Here is a 19,988-nt window from a genome sequence, read left to right on the forward strand (position 1 = left end):
TGTTGGAGAGGAGGATGAACCTGTGGCGGATTCTCTCGTCATCGTAGAGTCGCCTGCCAAGGCGAAAACCATTGGCAAATATCTCGGCAGCAAGTACATCGTGAAAGCTTCAATGGGGCATGTTCGCGATCTGCCGAAAAGCCAAATCGGCGTTGAGGTAGAAAATGGCTTCAACCCGAAATACATTACGATCCGCGGAAAAGGTTCTGTCTTAAAGGAACTTAAGGATGCAAGCAAAAAAGTGAAAAAAGTGTATCTCGCGGCTGACCCCGATCGTGAAGGTGAGGCGATCGCGTGGCATCTGGCGCATGCGCTGGAGCTGGATGAATCCCAGAGCCTTCGTGTCGTCTTTAACGAAATTACGAAAACAGCCGTCAAGGACGCTTTCAAAACACCGCGCAAAATCAACATGGACCTGGTGAACGCACAGCAGGCGAGACGAATTCTTGACCGTCTGGTAGGTTACAAGATCAGCCCGCTGCTGTGGAAGAAAGTGAAGAAGGGGCTGTCGGCCGGCCGCGTGCAATCCGTAGCCGTCAAGATCATTCTGGATCGGGAGAATGAAATCAATGCGTTTGTTCCCGAGGAATACTGGACGATTACCGCGAAGCTGGCGGTGAAGGGCGCTTCTTTCGAAGCGAAGTTTGTTCAACTCGACGGCGCGAAGAAGGAACTCGGGAGCGAGCAGGATGTAAACGAAATTCTGGCCGCGATTCAGGATGCCTCCTTCGAGGTAACCGACGTGAAGGAACGCGAGCGTCAGCGTCATCCATCGCCACCGTTTACGACAAGCTCCTTGCAGCAGGAGGCAGCGCGTAAGCTCGGCTTCAGAGCTGCGAAAACGATGTCGGTTGCCCAGCAGCTGTATGAAGGTGTGGAACTCGGCAAAGAGGGAACCGTCGGTCTGATTACCTACATGCGCACGGACTCCACACGGATCTCGGAAACGGCGCAAGGCGAGGCCAAGGATTACATTCAAAACAAGTACGGAGATCCTTTCGTGCCGGAAAGCCCAAGGCAATATTCGAAGAAAGGCGCAAACGCCCAGGATGCGCACGAAGCGATTCGTCCGACATCGGTCCTGCGTGATCCGGAATCCGTCAAGCCTTACATGAGCCGTGATCAGCTTCGGCTGTATAAACTGATCTGGGAGCGCTTTGTCGCCAGCCAGATGTCATCGGCTGTACTGGATACGCTTTCCGTAGACATCGCCGCCGGACGCACGGTCTTCCGGGCAACGGGCTCCAAGGTTCGTTTCCCTGGATTCATGAAGGTGTATGTTGAGGGCAATGATGATGGCACCACCGAGGAAGACAAATATTTGCCAGCGCTTCACAAGGGCGATCAACTGGAGAAACAGAACATTGAACCGAAGCAGCACTTTACCCAGCCGCCTCCACGCTATACGGAAGCGCGTCTTGTCCGGACGCTGGAGGAACTTGGCATAGGACGTCCGAGTACGTATGCGCCGACGCTGGAGACGATCCAGAAGCGGGGTTATGTCGCGATCGAAGAAAAGAAATTCGTTCCGACAGAACTTGGCGAGCTTGTGATCGAGCAGATGGAGCAGTTTTTCCCGGAAATTCTGAACGTGGAATTTACGGCGAACATGGAAGAAGACCTTGACCATGTGGAGGATGGAACGGAGGATTGGGTCAAAATTTTGTCCGAATTCTATGAATCCTTCGAAAAGCGGCTTGAGGTTGCGGAAGAAGAGATGAAGGAAATCGAAATCGAAGATGAGGTTTCCGATGAAATATGTGAGAAATGCGGCAAGCCGCTCGTATACAAGCTGGGACGATTCGGAAAATTCCTGGCATGCTCGGGCTTCCCGGATTGTCGCAACACGAAGCCGATCATCAAGAATATTGGCGTTGCTTGTCCGAAGTGCAAGGAGGGGCATGTGGTGGAACGCCGCAGTAAAAAGGGGCGCATTTTCTACGGATGCGACCGTTATCCGGAATGCGATTATGTATCCTGGGATAAACCGTCTCCGAAGCCTTGTCCGAACTGCAGCGGACAGATGATCGAGAAGAAGAGCAAGCAGGGCATCAAGCTTCAATGTACAGCCTGTGACTATTCTGAAATGATGGAAGAACAGGACGAAGCAGCAGAATTGTAAGGCATACAGGAGGTAATGAAGTTGACTGAAGCACAAAGGGTGACCGTCATCGGAGCCGGTCTTGCAGGGAGCGAGGCCGCTTGGCAAATTGCCAGCCGGGGGGTCCCCGTCACCTTATATGAGATGCGTCCGGTGGTCAAGACGCCGGCGCATCATACGGACAAGTTCGCTGAGCTTGTCTGCAGCAACTCCCTTCGCGCGAACGGTTTGACGAATGCCGTGGGCGTTCTGAAGGAAGAGATGCGGATGTTGAATTCACTCGTTATCGGCTCGGCAGACCGCAACTCGGTACCCGCCGGCGGTGCGCTGGCGGTAGACCGGGACGGCTTTTCCGGAGAGATTACGCACACGCTGCATAATCACCCGTTAATTGAAGTCGTAAACGAGGAAATCCAGCATATACCTGAAGAAGGCATCGTCGTCATTGCTACAGGTCCGCTGACATCGCCGGCACTGTCGGCCGAAATTCGCGAGCTGATGGGCCAGGATTATTTCTACTTCTACGATGCGGCTGCGCCGATTATCGAGAAAGACTCGATTGATATGAGCAAGGTTTACCTGGCCTCCCGATACGATAAGGGAGAAGCCGCCTACTTGAACTGCCCGATGACCGAAGAGGAGTTCAACGCCTTCTACGAGGCGGTCGTGAACGCAGAGGTGGCCGAGCTCAAGGAGTTCGAGAAGGAGATCTATTTTGAAGGCTGCATGCCGATCGAAGTGATGATGAAGCGGGGAAAACAGACGGCGCTGTTTGGTCCGATGAAGCCGGTGGGCCTCGTCAATCCGCATACGGGAGAGCTGCCTTATGCCGTTGTCCAGCTTCGTCAGGACAATGCGGCGGGCACGCTGTACAACCTTGTAGGATTCCAGACCCATTTGAAATGGGGAGAGCAGAAGCGGATCATCTCGATGATCCCAGGCCTAGAGAACGCGGAAATTGTACGCTACGGTGTCATGCACCGCAATACGTTTGTCAATTCGCCGAAGCTGCTTGAACAGACCTATCAGGTGAAAAACCGTCCGAACCTATATCTCGCCGGGCAAATGACCGGTGTGGAAGGATATGTGGAATCGGCTGCTTCCGGCTTGATTGCAGGCATCAATGCAGCGCTGGCAGCGCAGGGCAAGGAAGGAATTGTATTCCCGCAAGAATCAACGATCGGCAGTATGGCATATTATATTACCCATGCCGATCCGGACAACTTCCAGCCGATGAATGCCAATTTCGGACTGCTGCCTCAGCTTGAGAAGCGCATTCGCAACAAGAAGGAGAAGAATGAAGCTTTGGCCAACCGGGCGCTGGACCAGATCCGTTACTTTATTAATGACCATGGACTGAATAAGATTTTATAACCATTAGGGAGGTCGGCCATCATGGATATGACTTTTCATGCGACTACGATCTGCGCCGTGCGGCATAACGGCACTGCAGCCATTGCCGGCGACGGCCAGGTAACCTTCGGGCAGAACGTCATCATGAAGCAGACCGCCAAAAAGGTACGCCGTCTTTACCGGGGACAAGTTGTCGCCGGTTTTGCCGGTTCTGTGGCGGATGCAATCACGCTGTTTGAGAAGTTTGAAGCCAAGCTGGAGGAGCATCATGGCAATCTGCAGCGCGCGGCTGTGGAGCTGGCCAAAGACTGGAGACAGGACCGGATTTTGCGGAAGCTTGAAGCGCTCATGATCGTGATGGACAAAACGGGGATGCTGCTCATTTCCGGGAACGGGGAGATTATCGAGCCGGATGATGATGTGCTGGCGATCGGCTCTGGCGGCAATTTTGCGCTCTCCGCCGGCCGTGCATTGAAGCGCCATGCCCAGCATTTGGAGGCGAAGGACATCGCCCGCGAGGCGCTCCAGATTGCCTCTGAAGTGTGTGTGTACACCAATGGTAATATCATTGTGGAAGAGCTGTGATCGAAGTTTATACAGGGCGGAGGTAGAGCGATGAAGAATGAAGCGATGACCCCTAGGCAAATTGTTGCCGAACTGGATAAGTATATCGTTGGACAGAAGGAAGCCAAGAAATCGGTGGCGGTTGCGCTCCGCAACCGATATCGGCGCAGCCTGCTGAGCGACAGCGAGCGGGATGAAATCGTGCCCAAAAATATTCTGATGATCGGTCCGACCGGTGTCGGCAAGACAGAGATTGCCCGCAGGCTTGCCAAGCTGGTGAACGCTCCATTCGTCAAAGTAGAAGCCACCAAATTTACCGAGGTCGGATATGTCGGACGTGATGTGGAATCGATGGTTCGGGACCTGGTGGAAACGGCGATTCGGATGGTGAAGCTGGAGCGTACCGAGAAGGTTCGCGACAAGGCGGAAGAGATGGCTAATGAGCGTATCGTGCAAATCTTGGTTCCATCGAGATCGAGTCAGAAAAATCAGCGCAACCCGTTTGAGATGCTGTTCGGCGGGGGAAATGCCGGTCAGACGGAGCAGGAGGAGCCTGAAGACAAGGATGTGAGCCTGAAGGAGCAGCGGAGACAGGTCAGGTTTAATTTGTTGTCAGGGAAGCTGGAGGATGACATCATCGAGATTGACGTGGAGGACACCTCTCCGAACATGTTTGACATGTTTGCCGGTCAGGGCAATGATCAGATGGGGATGAACATGCAGGAGATGCTCGGCAGTCTGATGCCCAAGCGCACCAAGAAACGCAAGCTCAGCATTAAAGAAGCGAGAAAGGTGCTGACCCAGGAGGAAGCGGCCAAGCTGATCGACATGGACGATGTCATCCAGGAGTCGATTCGCCGTGCGGAGCAGTCCGGCATCATCTTCATAGATGAGATAGACAAAGTGGCGAGCCAAGGCCGGCAGTCGGGACCTGATGTATCCCGGGAAGGGGTCCAGCGCGATATTTTGCCTATCGTAGAGGGCTCCACGGTGATGACAAAGTATGGGCCGGTGAAAACAGACTTTATTTTGTTTATCGCAGCGGGTGCTTTCCACATTGCAAAACCGTCGGACCTGATTCCTGAGCTGCAGGGACGTTTTCCGATTCGCGTAGAGCTGGACAGTTTGTCCCTGGATGATTTTGTATCCATTCTGACCGAGCCGAAAAATGCTTTGACCAAACAGTACATTCATTTGCTTCGAACCGAGAATTTGGAGGTTGAGTTCTCACCTGATGCGATCAGGGAAATTGCGCAAATTGCTGCTTCGGTCAACCAGAATACCGAGAACATCGGGGCGCGGAGGCTCCATACGATATTGGAAAAGCTGCTGGAGGATCTGTCGTTTGAAGCGCCTGAGCTGACCCTGGATCGGCTTGTGATCACGCCGCAGTATGTGCGCGAGAAACTGGCGGGCATTGCCCAGGATCGGGATCTGAGCCAGTATATCTTATAACCCCGTCAATTCTACAGCGGGATGCGACAAGGCTGTCGATCCCAAACTCGGGATATTGTCGAATGACTTTCGCAAGTTGGAAGCTGGCAGGACGGTTTTCGTGGTTTTTCTGGAAATGATAGGGAGAAAAACAGGACCCAGTGGTGTGAAAATACGAGAAAAATTTACAGAATCAGGTGTCGTTTTTCAATTTTTTAGGAAAAAAACAATAAAAAATGATTAAAAAGCCCTTCTTTTCGTCGAAAGATAGGGCTTTTTTCTTATTGTAAAAAGTCCCAATCTTTAAGAAACTTAGTTTATATGACATCATGTTGTCTTTTTCTACTTAAGACCTAGGTTAGTGCGTACGGATTAGATTAATTGTCGAAAAAAGGATTAAGTTAGGAAGTGCGCAGTGCCTTTCAGCAATCCAAATAGGAGGAATGAGCTAGTGAATCTATTGAATAACAGTAGCTTTCAACGGCTTCAAAGCGGATTGGACGCAGCGAACCTCAGAAACACGGTTCTGTCGAACAATATCGCGAATGTGGACACTCCCCATTTCAAGAGATCTGCGGTTACATTCGAAAGTCTTTTGAAGAAAGAAATGGGAGGGACCCAATTATCCCTCTCCGGCAGAAGGACAGATCCCAGACATTTTGAAATCGGACGTTCCAATCGGATTCCTGATGCTGTAGTTCTAACGGACGAAACAAGCTCCATGAACAACAATCAGAACAATGTCGATGTGGATCGAGAAATGTCACTGCTCGCGGAAAACCAGCTCCGCTACAATTCCTACGTACAGGTTGTTAACGAGCAAATTCGAATCATGCGGACAGCGATCGAAGGGAGATAACATGACATGAACATCAGCAACAGCTTCGCAATCAGCGCATCGGCGCTTACGGCACAGCGTCTACGGATGGACGTCATCTCTTCCAATATTGCGAATGCGGAGACAACAAGAGCCCGCATCGTCAATGGAGAAGCGGTTCCGTATAGGCGGAAAACGGTTGTTCTTGAGCCTGGGCAGGCTTCGTTTGAGCAGATGCTAAGGGCGGAGATGTCGGGCGGACAGGCGTTTCAAGGGGTAAAGGTAGGCAAGGTTCAAGAGGACCAATCTCCTCTGAAGCTGGTCTATAATCCGAACCATCCGGATGCTAACGCCGAAGGTTATGTTTATATGCCTAATGTGGACATCACCAAAGAGATGGTGGACATGATTTCAGCCTCTCGCTCCTATGAAGCGAACGTTACAGCGATCAATGCCTCCAAAGCTATGATTATGAAGGCTCTGGAAATCGGTAGATAAATAATTGCTCTAAATACATAACCATTGCTGGAGGGAAGAATTTCATGATTCAAAATACAATGTTCAGTACCGCGCAGGTACAGCCTCTTCAATTGCAGAACAGCGTTGCGGCGAAAGCGGCGCCGACCGAGACCATCCGAGAGTTCAGCTCATACTTGGGCGAAGCGCTGAATGCGGTAGCTTCCCAGGAAAAAACGGCCCACGTCATGAGTGACAAATTGATGCTCGGCGAAGTTAACGTGGATCAGGTGATGATAGCAGGCCAGCAAGCATTGTTAAGCATACAGCTTACCACACAGGTCCGAAACAAGGTGGTAGAAGCCTATCAGGAGATCATGCGTACGCAAATCTAAAAGTTTCTAGCAAAGTTTCGGATGGGGTGACGATGTGAACGAGAGAATTTCCCAATATCGGGATAAAGCGACCCAATATTGGAGCCAGTTTAGCCAAAAACAAAAAATAATGCTGATTGCAACGATTGCGATTCTGCTCATCGCGCTGATAGTTCTAACGGTCCAATTTTCCAAGACCAAGTATGAGGTAGCGTTCCGAGACCTGAATTCAAGCGATGCCGCTGGCATTATCAGCTATCTCGAATCCCAGGGGATTGGCTACCAATTGAGCCCCGATGGGCAAAGCATTTCAGTGCCGAGCACCCAGGCTGCCCGGGTAATGGTTGATGTTGGGTCTCAAGGCCTAGTCCAGAACGGGACGATCGGCTTTGAAACGTTTGAACAGAATTCCTCGGCAATCGGCATGACTGAAAATGAATTTGAAGTGAAATATGTAAACGCGCTGAACGGCGAAGTGGAGCGACTGCTTGAAAAAATGCAGGGCATCCAAGACGCTACCGTGCTTCTCAATCTGCCAAAGGAAAGCGTGTTTGCTTCCACCGGCAATGAAGATAAGGCCAGTGCTTCGGTAGTGCTTCAGTTCAAACCGGGCTTCCGTCCGCATCAGGAAGCGATTGACGGGTATTACAACCTTGTCAAAACAGCGATTCCGAATCTGCCGATTGAGAATATCACCATCACCAACGATGAGGTGGAGCTGCTTGCCACTGCCAAAGGCGGACAAGGCGGTCTCATGGGCAAAGTTGAAGAGAACTTCGCTCTTCAGAAGAAATTCGAGAACGATGTTAGGCAGAACGTACAGCAATTTCTGTCCAAGTATATGGGCTCCAACAAAGTCAATGTTCTGGTTGCATCCAAACTGAATTTCGATCAGGTGCAGAGCAAAGAAAACCTGGTGACCCCTGTGGATGAAGAAGAGATGAGGGGCATCGAGCTCAGCGTCCAGGAAATTCAGAAGAACTATTCCGGAACAGGTAGTCCAACGGGTGGTGTAGCTGGAGTCGGTGAAGAAGAAATCGCAGGCTATCCAGGCGATGCGTCCAGTGGACAAACAACCTCAGAAGAAGAATCAAGAATTGTGAACTACGAGGTTAACCGGATTACGAGAGATATCATTGCCAGTCCATATGTTGTTAAAGATTTAACCATAAATGTCTCGGTTGAACCACCTTCGGGACAAGAAATTTTGGATGACACGACAAGAATGGCGATTGAGAACATTCTGGTCAACATTGTTAGAGCTTCACTTTCAGATTCCGGCTCTAACTATACAGACGCACAATTGGCACAAAAAGTTTCGGTTGTTTCGCAGGTAATTAATACTAATCCGGATACGCCGCAAACTCTTCTGTCCCAGCCGCTGCTGTGGGGGATTGGTATCGCTGCACTGGCTCTCATTGCCGGAGGCGCATACTTCTTCATTCGCAGACGCAGACAGCAGGAAGAAATGCTGGAAGATGATGTTCCGCTTCCTCCTGCTACGGAGTTTCCATCGGTCAATCTGGAAAGTGTCACGAACGAGAGTCAGGTTCGCAAGCAGCTTGAGACACTGGCCAAGAAGAAGCCGGATGAGTTTGTCAATTTACTTCGCACATGGCTTGCTGAGGAATAGAGGTGGTAGCGTTGGCCAAGGGAAACAGCACGGAATTGAGCGGTCGTCAGAAAGCCGCAATATTGTTAATTACGCTCGGACCTGAAGTGTCCGCCCAAATATTTAAACATTTAAGAGAAGAAGAGATTGAACAGCTGACACTTGAAATCGCGAATGTGAGAAAAGTGGAAAGCGATGAGAAAGACACCATCCTGCAGGAGTTTCACCAGATATGCCTGGCTCAGGAATACATATCACAGGGCGGCATTAATTACGCGAAGGAAATTTTGGAGAAGGCGCTCGGTCAAGAAAAGGCTCGTGAAGTTATTAACAGACTGACCGCTACGCTTCAAGTTCGGCCGTTTGACTTTGCACGCAAGGCGGATCCGGCACAAATTCTGAACTTTATTCAGAATGAAAATGCACAGACCATTGCGCTCGTATTGTCTTATCTTCAGTTCGAGCAGGCATCTGTCATTCTTTCCTCTCTGCCGCAGGAGAAACAGGCTGAGGTTGCACGCCGGGTCGCTGTGATGGACAGCACTTCGCCGGAAGTCATCGCCCAAGTGGAGCGAGTGCTTGAGCAGAAGCTGTCCGCGACAGTCACCCAGGATTACACAAGCGCGGGAGGAATCGAATCCATCGTTCAGATTCTGAACGGTGTAGACCGCGGAACCGAGCGCACGATACTCGACTCGCTTGAGATCCAAGATCCGGAACTTGCCGAAGAGATCAAGAAACGGATGTTTGTATTTGAAGATATCGTCAATGTGGACAACCGTTCCATACAGCGAATTATCCGCGATGTCGAGAATGCCGACTTGCAGCTTGCGCTCAAGGTGGCAAGCGAAGAGGTGCGGGACGTTATATTCCGCAATATGTCCAAACGCATGGCCGAGTCCTTCCGGGAAGAGATGGAATACATGGGACCGGTTCGGCTGCGTGATGTTGAGGAAGCACAGAGCCGGATTGTAAGCACGATCCGCAGACTCGAAGAAGCGGGCGAAGTCATTATTGCTCGTGGTGGAGGGGATGACATCATTGTCTAATTTGATCAAATCGTCCCATTATAAGCCCATGAACGAACCGGCTGCACTGGATCTTGCCCGGCATTATCATGTGCCGGTTGAGGAGCAGTCTGAAGAAGAGGTTCCGAAAGGTGTTGATCCCGCGGTAGCGGTAACGCTGGCCGAGGCTGAACGAATGAAGGATGAGATGCTCAAGGATTCCCAGGAATTCGCGGAAAGACAGCTGAGGGAAGCTTCGGAGGAAGCGGAGCGGATGCTGGCTGAAGCGAAAGAGCAGATTGACGCCTGGTGGGAGGAACGAAGACTCCAGGACAACGATTTATCCGAAGCTTTGAAGTCGGAAGGTTACCGGCAAGGCTATGAAGAAGGCGCGGCAAAAGCCGAGCAGGAAATGAGGGAGCTGCTGGATAAGGCTACTCATGAAGCGCAGGAGCTGCTCCAGCAGGCTTACCGGGCCAAGGAAGAACTGATACAGGAAGCGGAGCCCTTTCTTGTGGAACTGAGCTGTGCGATTGCCGAGAAGGTCATCGAACGGCAATTGACCGTCGAGCCTGAATTGATGGTGGAGCTAATACGCAAGAACTTGTCCCGCAAACGAGAAAAAGGCGTGATCTCGCTTTGCGTCGCACCCGAGCATTTTGAATTTATATACGCGGCCCGCGAAGAATTGGGGCTAGTGATCGATTCACAGGCAGAGCTGCAGATACTGCCTGACGCGACGGTTCAGGATCGAGGATGCGTCATCCGCTCCTCCTTCGGTAGTGTGGATGCGCGAATTGATACTCAGCTGGAAGAGATCAAGAAAGAGCTGGTTCGAATAGCTCTGGAGGATGAGGAGCGAAGAAATCAGGATGAGGACGCTTGACAGCACGCGTTATATTGACCAGCTTCGGCATTTGGATCCGGTTCGAATTAACGGAAAAGTGACGCAGGTGATCGGGTTGATGGTAGAGTCCGAAGGGCCTGACGCGAGCATCGGGGATGTGTGCTACATCTATCCGACCAAGCAGTCCAAGCCCTTGAAGGCCGAGGTTGTCGGGTTCAGGGACAACAAGGTGCTGCTGATGCCGCTTGGCGAGCTTCATTCCATCGGACCGGGATGCGATGTGGTCGGTACGGGGAAACCGCTTAGCGTACAGGTTGGGTCTGAACTGCTGGGCAAGGTGCTTGACGGTTTGGGGCAGCCGCTTGACGGCTCGATCATTCCGGCGCGGATGCCGCACTATAACACCAACAACACGCCGCAGAATCCGCTTAATCGGCCACGCGTCCAAGAGCCGATCAGCATTGGCGTTCGGGCGATTGACGGATTGTTGACGATCGGCAAGGGGCAGCGTGTCGGCATCTTCGCCGGTTCCGGTGTCGGGAAAAGCACGCTGATGGGCATGATTGCAAGAAACACGTCAGCGGATGTCAATGTTATTGCCCTGATTGGTGAGCGCGGTCGTGAGGTGCTGGATTTCATTGAGCGCGACTTGGGCCCGGAAGGCCTGAAGCGCTCGGTCGTCATAGTGGCGACCTCGGACCAGCCGGCGCTGATTCGGATTAAGGGGGCGCTCATCGCGACGACGATAGCAGAGTACTTCCGCGATCGGGGACTCAACGTCATGCTGATGATGGATTCGGTCACCCGTTACGCCATGGCTCAGCGTGAGGTTGGATTGGCAGTTGGCGAACCACCGGCGATGCGGGGTTACACCCCTTCCGTTTTCGCCAGTCTGCCCAAGCTGCTGGAGAGAGCGGGCACCGGGCCGACAGGCTCGATCACCGCATTTTATACGGTTCTGGTGGATGGCGATGATATGAACGAACCGATTGCGGATACGGTCCGGGGAATTCTTGATGGACACATTGTGCTAAACCGGGGAATTGCCAATAAGGGACATTTTCCGGCCATTGACGTACTGTCCAGCATCAGCCGTGTCATGAAAGACATCGCGCCGGAAGAGCAGATCGATGCAGCGGACAATGTGAAAAGACTGCTCGCCGTTTATCGGGACTCCGAGGATCTGATCAATATCGGAGCCTATCAGCAAGGTTCAAACGCAGACATCGACGAATCCATCGAGCATATTCAACGGATATGGGATTTCACGAGACAGAAGGTAAATGAAAAGACGACATTGAGTGAGGTTCAGGAACGACTGATTTCCGAGTTCTCAAGGAGATGACTGTGACGAATGAAATTTCATTACGCATTCCAGAAAATCGTGGATCTGAAAACGAATGAAAAACACCAGGCAGAATGGATGCTCTCCAGTGCCATCGGGAAACTTCAGGCGGAAGAGAAAAGCCTGCATGAGCTGTATGAGCTTAGAGACGAGATGTACCGTGCCCAGGAAGAAGCCGTAGCGAAAAGAGCGCCAGTGGCTGAAGTGAGGAATATCCAGCAGTACGCTGAGTATTTGGAACAGTGCATTCATCGCAAGCGTGACGACATTCGCCGGGCTCATGTCAATGTTGAGAAGAATCAGAAGTTTCTAACCGAGAAGATGATGGATGAAAAGGTATGGCTCAAAGCCAGGGAAAAATCCAAGGAAAGGTTCCGGCATGCAAGTCTCCTTCGGGAACAAAACGAGCTGGATGAAATGGCAACGGTGCGTTTTGCGATTAAGGCTCGTTAACGGTCATCGCCATACCGCCGGGTTAAGGCGAAGGAGGGATAAGAGTGGCTAGAAACGACGATATGCCAATAGACAAAGAAGAGTCAAGCGGAGGATTCGAGCGAATTCTGTTAATCCTCATTCCGGCTATCTTCACCATCGTTCTGTTAGGCGCGCTGGCCGTTTTTTTCAGGTCTGATGTCCGGGACGGTGTACTTGATTTTGCAAACAAAATTCCGATTGTGAAAGACTGGGTTCCCGATCCGGTGCTGTCGCCGGAGGAGCAGAAGCTTAAGGAGGCCAAGGAGCAGGAGGAAAGCGCCGAGGCGACCATCGCGGAGCTCAAGAAGCAGCTTGCAGAACGGGAAGAGGAAATCGCTCAGTTGGCTGAGGAAAAGGAAGCAGAAGCCAGCAAAGTTCAGCAGCTAGAGTCTCGGATCGAAACAATGGAGAATCAGGCAACTGCAGTCGAGCCGGTTGAAGAAGACGATGAATATACGAAGCAGATTCGCGAGTTGGCCAAGCTGTATGCGGGGATGAGCCCGAGCAAGGCAGCGCCGATTATGCAAAATCTGACACTGGAAGAAATGGTGCTCATGCTCAGTGAAATGAAGAGCGCCGACCGCTCGGCGATACTGCAGCGTATGGACCCGAAGGTGGCCGCTGATGCCACGATGATGCTGAAGGACGCGAAGCCATCCGAAGACTTGGCAATAGCAGCGCTTCAGTCGCGGCTGGACCGGAATGAGTCGCAGTCGACGCAGAGTACATCAGCCAACCTCGATCAGAGCCAGCTGAATCAGACATTTGCAGGAATGACGCCGGCGAATGCAGCAGATCTTCTGATGCAGATTTACAAGATTAGTCCTGGCAAGGCCATCACGATTTTGAATTCTGTCAATGACGCTACGCGTTCCCGAATTCTTGACGCGATGTCCCAGAAGGATGCCGAAGTTGCGGCAAGGGTGTTGAATCGACTCATGGGCTCCAACTAAAAGCGTAATCGCTTGGAAAGGAGGTGAGAAAGATGACATTAATTCAAGGCGCAGTTCCTTCGATCTCTTCTGCATCGACGGTCGGGAGCACAAGCAAGGCGGGCACAGCAGGAGGCACTGCATTTGAAGCCGTGCTGGTATCCCAATTGTCAGGCCAGGGGGCATCGGAAAGCGAAACTGCAGCGGCAGTGGCGCTGCCGGTTCTGCCTGCCGAATCGGATGAGGCGGTGGACGGGCTAGTAGAATTGCTCACGCAACTGCTGGATGATCTGGATCTGCTGGATGAAGCATTGGCAGAAGATCCGTCGCTGTTACAGCAGCTGCAGGCTTGGCTGGCTCAAGCGAATCTTTTGATTCAAGGAGACAAGCAGACGGCAGCGGGGAAGACGGCAGAGGCTGGCGATGGAGAGGCTTTGTTGCCTCCTTTGGCGATGCATAGCGACACCGTCCGATTTGCGGTACAGGATACGGTGGCCCAGCTGATCGAGAAGGTGAAATTGCTCGGCTCACAGGCACAGCATCTTGAGGCACCGATGAAACAGCTCGTTCAGGCATTCCAAGGTTTGATGGGTGAAATACGGCACACAGATCAGACGTCCACCGCGTTTGGCCGCATGCTGAACGATCAGGCCGGACAAGCTGCACCAACGAACACGGCTCATGCAAAGGTTAGTGAGCAGGCTGGAATGTCCAATGGGAATTCTGGCACAGCAACCGGATCGAATCCGAACCCAGCGCCGACCATTCGTGTGGAAGGCGAGGCTCTGAAGTTTGAGTCGCTCTTCCCGGAAGGCGAATCTTTGCTGGAACAGGGAACGGTTACGGCCGGACAGCTGGCGCTTCGCTCTGGAACGCAGGTAGCGATTAAGCCAGCAGCACCACCAGTGCCGGTGGAGAATTTCGCCAATGAGATGACCAACTTCATTATCAACAAGCTGGAGATCGTCAAGATGCACGGGGCAACGGAAGCGAGAATTTCCTTGAACCCGGAGCATTTGGGGCAGGTTGACATCAAGCTGACGATGCAAAATGGTCAGTTGATCGCTCAATTCATGACGCGAACGGCCGAAGCGCGGGAGCTGATTGATCAGCAGATGGCTCAGTTAAGAGCGGCGCTCGCGGCACAGGGCCTGCAGGTGGAGAAGATCGAGGTGACGCAAAGCAGCTCCTCTTCGACCGCATATCTGTACCAGGATGGCCGTCAGTCCGGCTCCGGACAGCAGCAGTCGCAGCAGCACCGATCCCAAGAGAAGGACAGACCGAATGATGATGCCGTTATTGCTGCGGATCTGACAGAGGAATGGAACGACTGGCTCGCATCCGTTCAAGCTGAAGAGGAAGAGCATGGAGGCACATTTACAGCAGAAGCCTAATCGCGGGGAGGTGAGTAATCATGGCGGAAAATGTCAGTAATGTTGGCTTTAGCAATGTAGAGCCTGGCCATACCCGTTCGAATTCGAAGGACAAGACGGTGCCTGGCGGCGAGCTCGGCAAGGACGAGTTTTTGAAAATTCTCGTGGCTCAGCTTCGTTATCAGGATCCGCTCCAGCCGATGCAGGACCGGGAATTTATATCGCAGATGGCTCAATTTACTTCACTGGAGCAATTGATGAATATCAACTCCCAGCTGAACCAGTTGAGCCAGTCGCTTGGCGCGGCATCAAGCTTGATCGGCAAACAGATCAGCTGGATGGTTCTCCCGGAGGGCGGTACGCAATATCAGATGGAGAGCGGTCTGGTGGAGTCCATTATCGTCCGGGACGGCCTCACATATGCCAAAGTCGGGGTGAACGAAGTACCGCTTAACGAGATTGTGAAGATTGAAAATGCGGCTGTGCCAGAGACGCCTGAGATGCCGCAGACGCCACCTGCACCAGATAGCGGAGCTAGCGAGCCGGATACAGGCGCAGATGGGGCCGGGGAGAGCAGCGGCGATGAACCGGCCGGAGGAACAGGACCATGAGTGAACGAATGACGATTGGTCAGCTGTATTCCGGCACGCTTCACCCGGCAGCGATTCATCGGGATCGCTCACAGGCACATTCACCATCCCATAGTACACCAGGGTCCGGTGAGTTCCGTAAGCTCCTGAATGAAAATTTGCTGAAGATCAGCAATCATGCCGCCAAGCGGCTTGAGCAGCGCGGCATCGAGCTGGAAGCGGATCAGTTGGTCCAAATTCACAGCGCGATTGAGAAGGCGGCTGCAAAAGGAAGTAAAGAATCCCTGATACTGATGAAGGATATGGCGCTCATTGTGAACGTGCCGAATCGCACGGTTGTAACCGCCATGAATGGCAAAGCAATGGTTGACAATGTATTCACCCAGATCGATAGTGCAATTATCATTTCATAAACTGGCTGGCCCGACTAGGAAGCCAGGCGGCCGCTGATCGACAGATGCGGTCCATTAAGAAAGGGGATAAACGATGCTAAGATCCATGTACTCCGGTGTATCCGGCATGAGAGGATTTCAGACGAAGCTTGACGTGATCGGCAACAATATTGCCAATGTGAACACGGTAGGATTCAAGGCCAGCAGGGTCATGTTCAAGGATATTATGAGCCAGACCTTGTCCGGGGTTACCCCAGGAACGGAGGACCCAACCGGCGGGATTAATGCCAAGCAGGTTGGACTTGGCGTGTCACTGGGTTCGATTGATACGCTGCACACGCCGGGAAGTGCGATGCTGACCAACTATCCAACGGATATGCGTATTGACGGGGACGGCTTCTTCATGGTTTCCCTGGGCGAAGAACAAGAGGTGCCGTTCTTGACCCGTGCGGGTGATTTCCATATTGATGTGGCTCGCAACCTTGTAACCTCCGATGGATTTTTGGTGCTTGATGCAGAGGGTGAGCCTATCGCTCTTGAAGAAGGAGTCACAGCTTTCACCATTTCTCAGAATGGAACCATCATTCAGAGAATGGAGGATGGAACGACTGAGGAAGGCGCGACCATCGGCATTGCCGTAGTTCCCAATCCTGAAGGCTTGGAAAAAATCGGCGGCAATTTGTATCGCGTGACGCTGAATGCTGTGCCTGATGGTGAACTTGAGGATTACATCTCAACCGGCAATGACCCAGAGCTCGGCACCGGAGCCATCATCACCGGTCAGCTTGAAATGTCCAACGTGGACCTGACAGGCGAATTTACCGAAATGATTGTGGCCCAGCGCGGCTTCCAGTCCAACTCCCGGATTATTACGACCTCCGATGAGGTTCTGCAGGAAGTGGTCAATCTGAAGCGTTAAGGTGAATGACGGGAGGGGTGAATTCCCTCCCTCATAATAAAGGAGGTCTGTCCATGATATCGGTAACGAGGATTAACGGTTCACCCATGTGGCTTAATGCTCTCTTGATTGAAATGGTTGAAGAGACTCCTGACACTTACATCACTTTAATCAACGGCAAGCGCATGATTGTGCTCGAGAGCGCAGATGAAGTCATCGAGGCGGTCAAGGCGTATCATCGCGAAGTCGGTGTGCATCAAGCAACTATTAAAGTGCAGCAAATGGAGGAACCTTCATGAAAAAGATGTTTCCGTGGATCATCACAATTATGCTATCGATCACGCTAATTGTGCTTGCCGTGTTCGTGTTGTCCAACTCAAACGGCAAGAACGATGCCCAAACGGCGGCGACAGTGAAAGTCAAACCGCACATGTCAGCTGACGAGATTGTTGAAGTAACATCGGAAATCACCGGCATCAAAACGAATCTGGCTGATCCTGATTACATCATTTCCGTCGCATTTTCCATCCAGCTTAGCGATAAAAAAGCGAAGGAAGAGTTCGATAAAATCAAGGACATTAAGATTAAACCGATCATCATCAAAACGCTGGCTGATACGAACCCGGATACACTCAACGGTTCCAAAGGCCGTGAGCAGTTTACAAGCAAGCTGATGGACCTGGTGAACGAATCCATTACAACAGGGAAAGTCGTCCAAATTGATATTGCTGACGTTCTCGTAGCTGGAATATAGGCCTGTTCGTCGGGTGACCTGTAAGGGGGTGAGTAGATGGTTGATGTTTTATCGCAGAATGAGATCGATGCCCTGCTGGCCGCGCTCTCTTCCGGAGAAATGGACGCTGAGGAATTGAAGAAAGAAGAAACGCAAAAGAAGATCCGTTCCTATGACTTTAAAAGAGCGGTTCGTTTCTCGAAGGATCATATTCGAAGCTTAACCCGGATTCACGAGAACTTTGCAAGATACCTGACCACTTATTTTTCAGCCCAGCTGCGCACGTTTGTGCATATCAGTGTCGTTCAGGTTGAACAGCTTCCTTATGATGAGTTTATCCGTTCCATACCTAAAATGACGGTGCTTAACATCTTTGAGGCAGAACCGCTGAAAGGCCGTATGGTAATGGAGGTCCATCCCAACATCGCCTATGCGATGCTTGACCGAATGCTGGGCGGGACCGGGACAGCGCCAAGCACGATCGGCGCCATGACCGAAATCGAAACGATCATCATGGAAAAAATCTTCAGCCGTGCATTTGAAAGTCTCCAGGAAGCTTGGAAAACGGTGATTGATATTTCGCCGCGCCTGGAGGCACTCGAGACGAATCCGCAGTTTATGCAAATCGTCTCCCCCAACGAAACGATTGCACTGATATCGCTCAGCACAAAAATCGGTGATACGACAGGGATGATTAACCTCTGTATCCCGCACGTTGTTCTGGAACCGATCATGTCCAAGCTTTCGGCACACCAGTGGTTCGTTTCCGAGAAAAAATCGCGGGTTCCGGAAGAGGTGGACGCCCTGAAGCAGCGGGTCAGCAAAGCGAAGCTGCCGGTTGTAGCAGAGCTGGGTGTTTCACAGCTGACGGTTGCAGAATTCCTCGGCTTGGGGGTCGGGGATGTCATCAGCCTGAATAAGCCGGTCCACGATGGGCTAGCCATTAAGGTCGGCGACAGATTGAAGTTTATTGGCAGTCCCGGCACGGTGAAGGATCGGGTTGCTGTACAAATCGATGAAATTGTCATCGAAGGAGCTGAAGAACTTGACGAGTAAAGATTATTTATCCCAGGAAGAAATCGACGCCTTGTTAAAGCAGTCGGAAATGGCTCCGGCCCCTTCTTCGGCGGCAACCGTAGACGACGTGCTAACGCCTCTCGAGCAAGATGCGCTTGGCGAGATTGGGAATATCACTTTTGGCAGTGCGGCAACGGCTCTATCGACACTGCTGGGCAAAAAGGTTGATATTACAACGCCAAGAGTTTCGATCATTACCAGAAGCCAGTTTGAAGCGGAGTTCCCGAAGCCTCACGTTGCGGTTCACGTAACCTATGTGGACGGCTTTGAAGGCATCAACTCCCTTGTCATTAAATCGAGAGATGCCCAGGTCATTGCGGATCTGATGCTGGGCGGAGAAGGCAATCCGGCGGATGAAGAGCTGAATGAAATACATATCAGCGCTGTGCAGGAAGCGATGAACCAGATGATGGGTTCCTCGGCAACGAGCATGTCCACCATCTTCAACCGTTTTGTCAACATTTCGCCACCCGGGATTGATATTTTGAATGTAGAGAGCGGAACGGGGGTAAGCAATCTCCCTCCGGATGAAACGCTGATCAAAATCTCTTTCCGATTGATTATCGGTGATTTGATTGACTCAACCATCATGCAGCTGCTGCCGGTGGAATTTGCAAAAGACATGGTTCGCACGCTGATTGGCGGAGCAGAGGAGTCTGCTGTTGAAGCAGCTGTGACGACAGAGGCGCCTCCGGTTGTGGAGAGCCAACCTGCGGTCGATCATCATGCAGTACCAAATACCCAACAGCCTCCAGCGGGAGCTGCGCCAATGCAGACTCCAGGCCCAGATTACAGTCAGCCGATGCAAGGAGGACAGGTACCGCCTTCCATGCCATATGGGATGCCCCATCAGCCCCAACAATATGGCGGAATGCCTAACCGGAATGTAAATGTGCAACCGGTGCAGTTCTCTAATCTGCAAGCTCCACCGTACGCGCAAGTAGATGAAAACAATCTTAACTTACTGATGGACATTCCTCTTAAAGTCACCGTAGAATTAGGAAGGACCCAGAAGCAAATTAAGGATATCTTGGAAATGACGCAAGGCTCTATCATTGAGTTGGACAAGCTTGCAGGTGAGCCTGTAGACATACTCGTCAACAACAAGTTGATCGCCAAGGGAGAAGTCGTGGTCATTGACGAAAACTTTGGGGTTCGGGTCACGGATATCGTAAGCCAATGGGACCGGATTCAAAAATTACAATAGCACTATATATTAGGGAGGATTATTATCAATGGCTAACCGAATTCTGATTGTGGACGATGCTGCATTTATGCGAATGATGATTCGCGACATTCTGGTTAAAAACGGCTTTGAAGTAGTAGGTGAGGCTCAGGATGGTGCGCAAGCTGTCGAGAAATTCAAGGAGCTTCGTCCCGATCTGATCACGATGGATATAACGATGCCTGAGATGGACGGTATCGCTGCATTGAAGGAAATTAAAAAGACGGATCCGAACGCAAAAGTCATCATGTGTTCTGCGATGGGACAGCAGGCGATGGTTATCGACGCAATCCAGGCGGGCGCTAAAGACTTTATCGTCAAACCGTTCCAATCGGACCGCGTCATTGAAGCTATCAACAAAACGCTTGGCGTATAAGGGTAGCT

Annotated in this window: 22 protein-coding genes; all 22 read left to right on the plus strand. The window is 51.6% G+C overall.

Features of this window, described 5'->3' with window-relative positions:
- Nucleotides 1–22: 22 nt before the first annotated feature.
- The 22 genes from topA to MKX64_RS19425 all read left to right on the plus strand — a co-directional run bounded on the left by topA (nt 23) and on the right by MKX64_RS19425 (nt 19,980).
- Entirely contained in the window at nt 23–2,122 is a 2,100-nt protein-coding gene (gene topA / locus MKX64_RS19320; protein ID WP_095265759.1) for a type I DNA topoisomerase, read from the plus strand.
- A gap of 21 nt (nt 2,123–2,143) precedes the next feature.
- Nucleotides 2,144–3,475, plus strand: coding sequence for an FADH(2)-oxidizing methylenetetrahydrofolate--tRNA-(uracil(54)-C(5))-methyltransferase TrmFO (gene trmFO, locus MKX64_RS19325; RefSeq protein ID WP_095265758.1), 1,332 nt, complete (start codon nt 2,144–2,146; stop codon nt 3,473–3,475).
- 21 nt (nt 3,476–3,496) lie between these two features.
- On the plus strand, nt 3,497–4,039 hold the full coding sequence (gene hslV, locus MKX64_RS19330; protein ID WP_095265757.1) for an ATP-dependent protease subunit HslV: 543 nt from the start codon (nt 3,497–3,499) through the stop codon (nt 4,037–4,039).
- Between the two features lie 30 nt (nt 4,040–4,069).
- Nucleotides 4,070–5,473, plus strand: a complete 1,404-nt coding sequence (gene hslU, locus MKX64_RS19335; protein ID WP_095265756.1) for an ATP-dependent protease ATPase subunit HslU — start codon at nt 4,070–4,072, stop codon at nt 5,471–5,473.
- A 430-nt stretch (nt 5,474–5,903) separates the two neighbouring features.
- Complete coding sequence (flgB, locus tag MKX64_RS19340) at nt 5,904–6,311, plus strand: flagellar basal body rod protein FlgB (RefSeq protein ID WP_095397835.1); 408 nt, start codon at nt 5,904–5,906, stop codon at nt 6,309–6,311.
- Between the two features lie 6 nt (nt 6,312–6,317).
- A complete protein-coding gene (gene flgC / locus MKX64_RS19345; protein WP_095265748.1) occupies nt 6,318–6,767 on the plus strand; it encodes a flagellar basal body rod protein FlgC in 450 nt (149 codons plus the stop codon).
- Nucleotides 6,768–6,811: 44 nt separating this feature from the next.
- Entirely contained in the window at nt 6,812–7,120 is a 309-nt protein-coding gene (gene fliE, locus MKX64_RS19350; RefSeq protein ID WP_095265747.1) for a flagellar hook-basal body complex protein FliE, read from the plus strand.
- Nucleotides 7,121–7,154: 34 nt separating this feature from the next.
- Nucleotides 7,155–8,732, plus strand: coding sequence for a flagellar basal-body MS-ring/collar protein FliF (gene fliF, locus MKX64_RS19355; RefSeq protein WP_095265746.1), 1,578 nt, complete (start codon nt 7,155–7,157; stop codon nt 8,730–8,732).
- Between the two features lie 11 nt (nt 8,733–8,743).
- Nucleotides 8,744–9,760, plus strand: coding sequence for a flagellar motor switch protein FliG (gene fliG / locus MKX64_RS19360; RefSeq protein ID WP_095265745.1), 1,017 nt, complete (start codon nt 8,744–8,746; stop codon nt 9,758–9,760).
- Nucleotides 9,753–10,604: a FliH/SctL family protein gene (locus MKX64_RS19365; RefSeq protein ID WP_095265744.1), complete on the plus strand. Its 852-nt coding sequence runs from the start codon at nt 9,753–9,755 to the stop codon at nt 10,602–10,604. The genes fliG and MKX64_RS19365 overlap by 8 nt, the downstream gene beginning before the upstream one ends.
- A complete protein-coding gene (fliI, locus tag MKX64_RS19370) occupies nt 10,591–11,910 on the plus strand; it encodes a flagellar protein export ATPase FliI (RefSeq protein ID WP_095265743.1) in 1,320 nt (439 codons plus the stop codon). The genes MKX64_RS19365 and fliI overlap by 14 nt, the downstream gene beginning before the upstream one ends.
- A 9-nt stretch (nt 11,911–11,919) precedes the next feature.
- The gene (gene fliJ, locus MKX64_RS19375) at nt 11,920–12,363 is read left to right on the plus strand and encodes a flagellar export protein FliJ (protein WP_095265742.1); all 444 of its coding nucleotides are present in this window, start codon (nt 11,920–11,922) and stop codon (nt 12,361–12,363) included.
- Nucleotides 12,364–12,407: 44 nt separating this feature from the next.
- Nucleotides 12,408–13,337: a MotE family protein gene (locus MKX64_RS19380; protein ID WP_095265741.1), complete on the plus strand. Its 930-nt coding sequence runs from the start codon at nt 12,408–12,410 to the stop codon at nt 13,335–13,337.
- A 32-nt stretch (nt 13,338–13,369) separates the two neighbouring features.
- Complete coding sequence (locus MKX64_RS19385; RefSeq protein WP_095265740.1) at nt 13,370–14,710, plus strand: flagellar hook-length control protein FliK; 1,341 nt, start codon at nt 13,370–13,372, stop codon at nt 14,708–14,710.
- Nucleotides 14,711–14,730: 20 nt separating this feature from the next.
- On the plus strand, nt 14,731–15,300 hold the full coding sequence (locus MKX64_RS19390; protein ID WP_095265739.1) for a flagellar hook capping FlgD N-terminal domain-containing protein: 570 nt from the start codon (nt 14,731–14,733) through the stop codon (nt 15,298–15,300).
- Entirely contained in the window at nt 15,297–15,692 is a 396-nt protein-coding gene (locus MKX64_RS19395; protein ID WP_095265738.1) for a TIGR02530 family flagellar biosynthesis protein, read from the plus strand. The genes MKX64_RS19390 and MKX64_RS19395 overlap by 4 nt, the downstream gene beginning before the upstream one ends.
- Nucleotides 15,693–15,765: 73 nt before the next feature.
- Nucleotides 15,766–16,590: a flagellar hook-basal body complex protein gene (locus tag MKX64_RS19400; RefSeq protein ID WP_095265737.1), complete on the plus strand. Its 825-nt coding sequence runs from the start codon at nt 15,766–15,768 to the stop codon at nt 16,588–16,590.
- 53 nt (nt 16,591–16,643) lie between these two features.
- Nucleotides 16,644–16,868 (plus strand): flagellar FlbD family protein, encoded by a 225-nt coding sequence (locus MKX64_RS19405; protein WP_095265736.1) that lies wholly within the window; start codon nt 16,644–16,646, stop codon nt 16,866–16,868.
- Nucleotides 16,865–17,323: a flagellar basal body-associated FliL family protein gene (locus MKX64_RS19410; protein WP_095265735.1), complete on the plus strand. Its 459-nt coding sequence runs from the start codon at nt 16,865–16,867 to the stop codon at nt 17,321–17,323. The genes MKX64_RS19405 and MKX64_RS19410 overlap by 4 nt, the downstream gene beginning before the upstream one ends.
- 36 nt (nt 17,324–17,359) lie before the next feature.
- Complete coding sequence (gene fliM / locus MKX64_RS19415; protein ID WP_095265734.1) at nt 17,360–18,358, plus strand: flagellar motor switch protein FliM; 999 nt, start codon at nt 17,360–17,362, stop codon at nt 18,356–18,358.
- Nucleotides 18,348–19,586 carry a flagellar motor switch phosphatase FliY gene (fliY, locus tag MKX64_RS19420; protein WP_095265733.1) on the plus strand — a complete coding sequence of 413 codons (1,239 nt, stop codon included), beginning with the start codon at nt 18,348–18,350 and terminating at the stop codon, nt 19,584–19,586. The genes fliM and fliY overlap by 11 nt, the downstream gene beginning before the upstream one ends.
- Before the next feature lie 28 nt (nt 19,587–19,614).
- Nucleotides 19,615–19,980: a response regulator gene (locus MKX64_RS19425; protein WP_095265732.1), complete on the plus strand. Its 366-nt coding sequence runs from the start codon at nt 19,615–19,617 to the stop codon at nt 19,978–19,980.
- The last annotated feature ends 8 nt before the right edge of the window (nt 19,981–19,988 follow it).

Source organism: Paenibacillus sp. FSL M8-0334, from assembly GCF_038000405.1.
GTDB lineage: Bacteria > Bacillota > Bacilli > Paenibacillales > Paenibacillaceae > Paenibacillus_AQ > Paenibacillus_AQ campinasensis.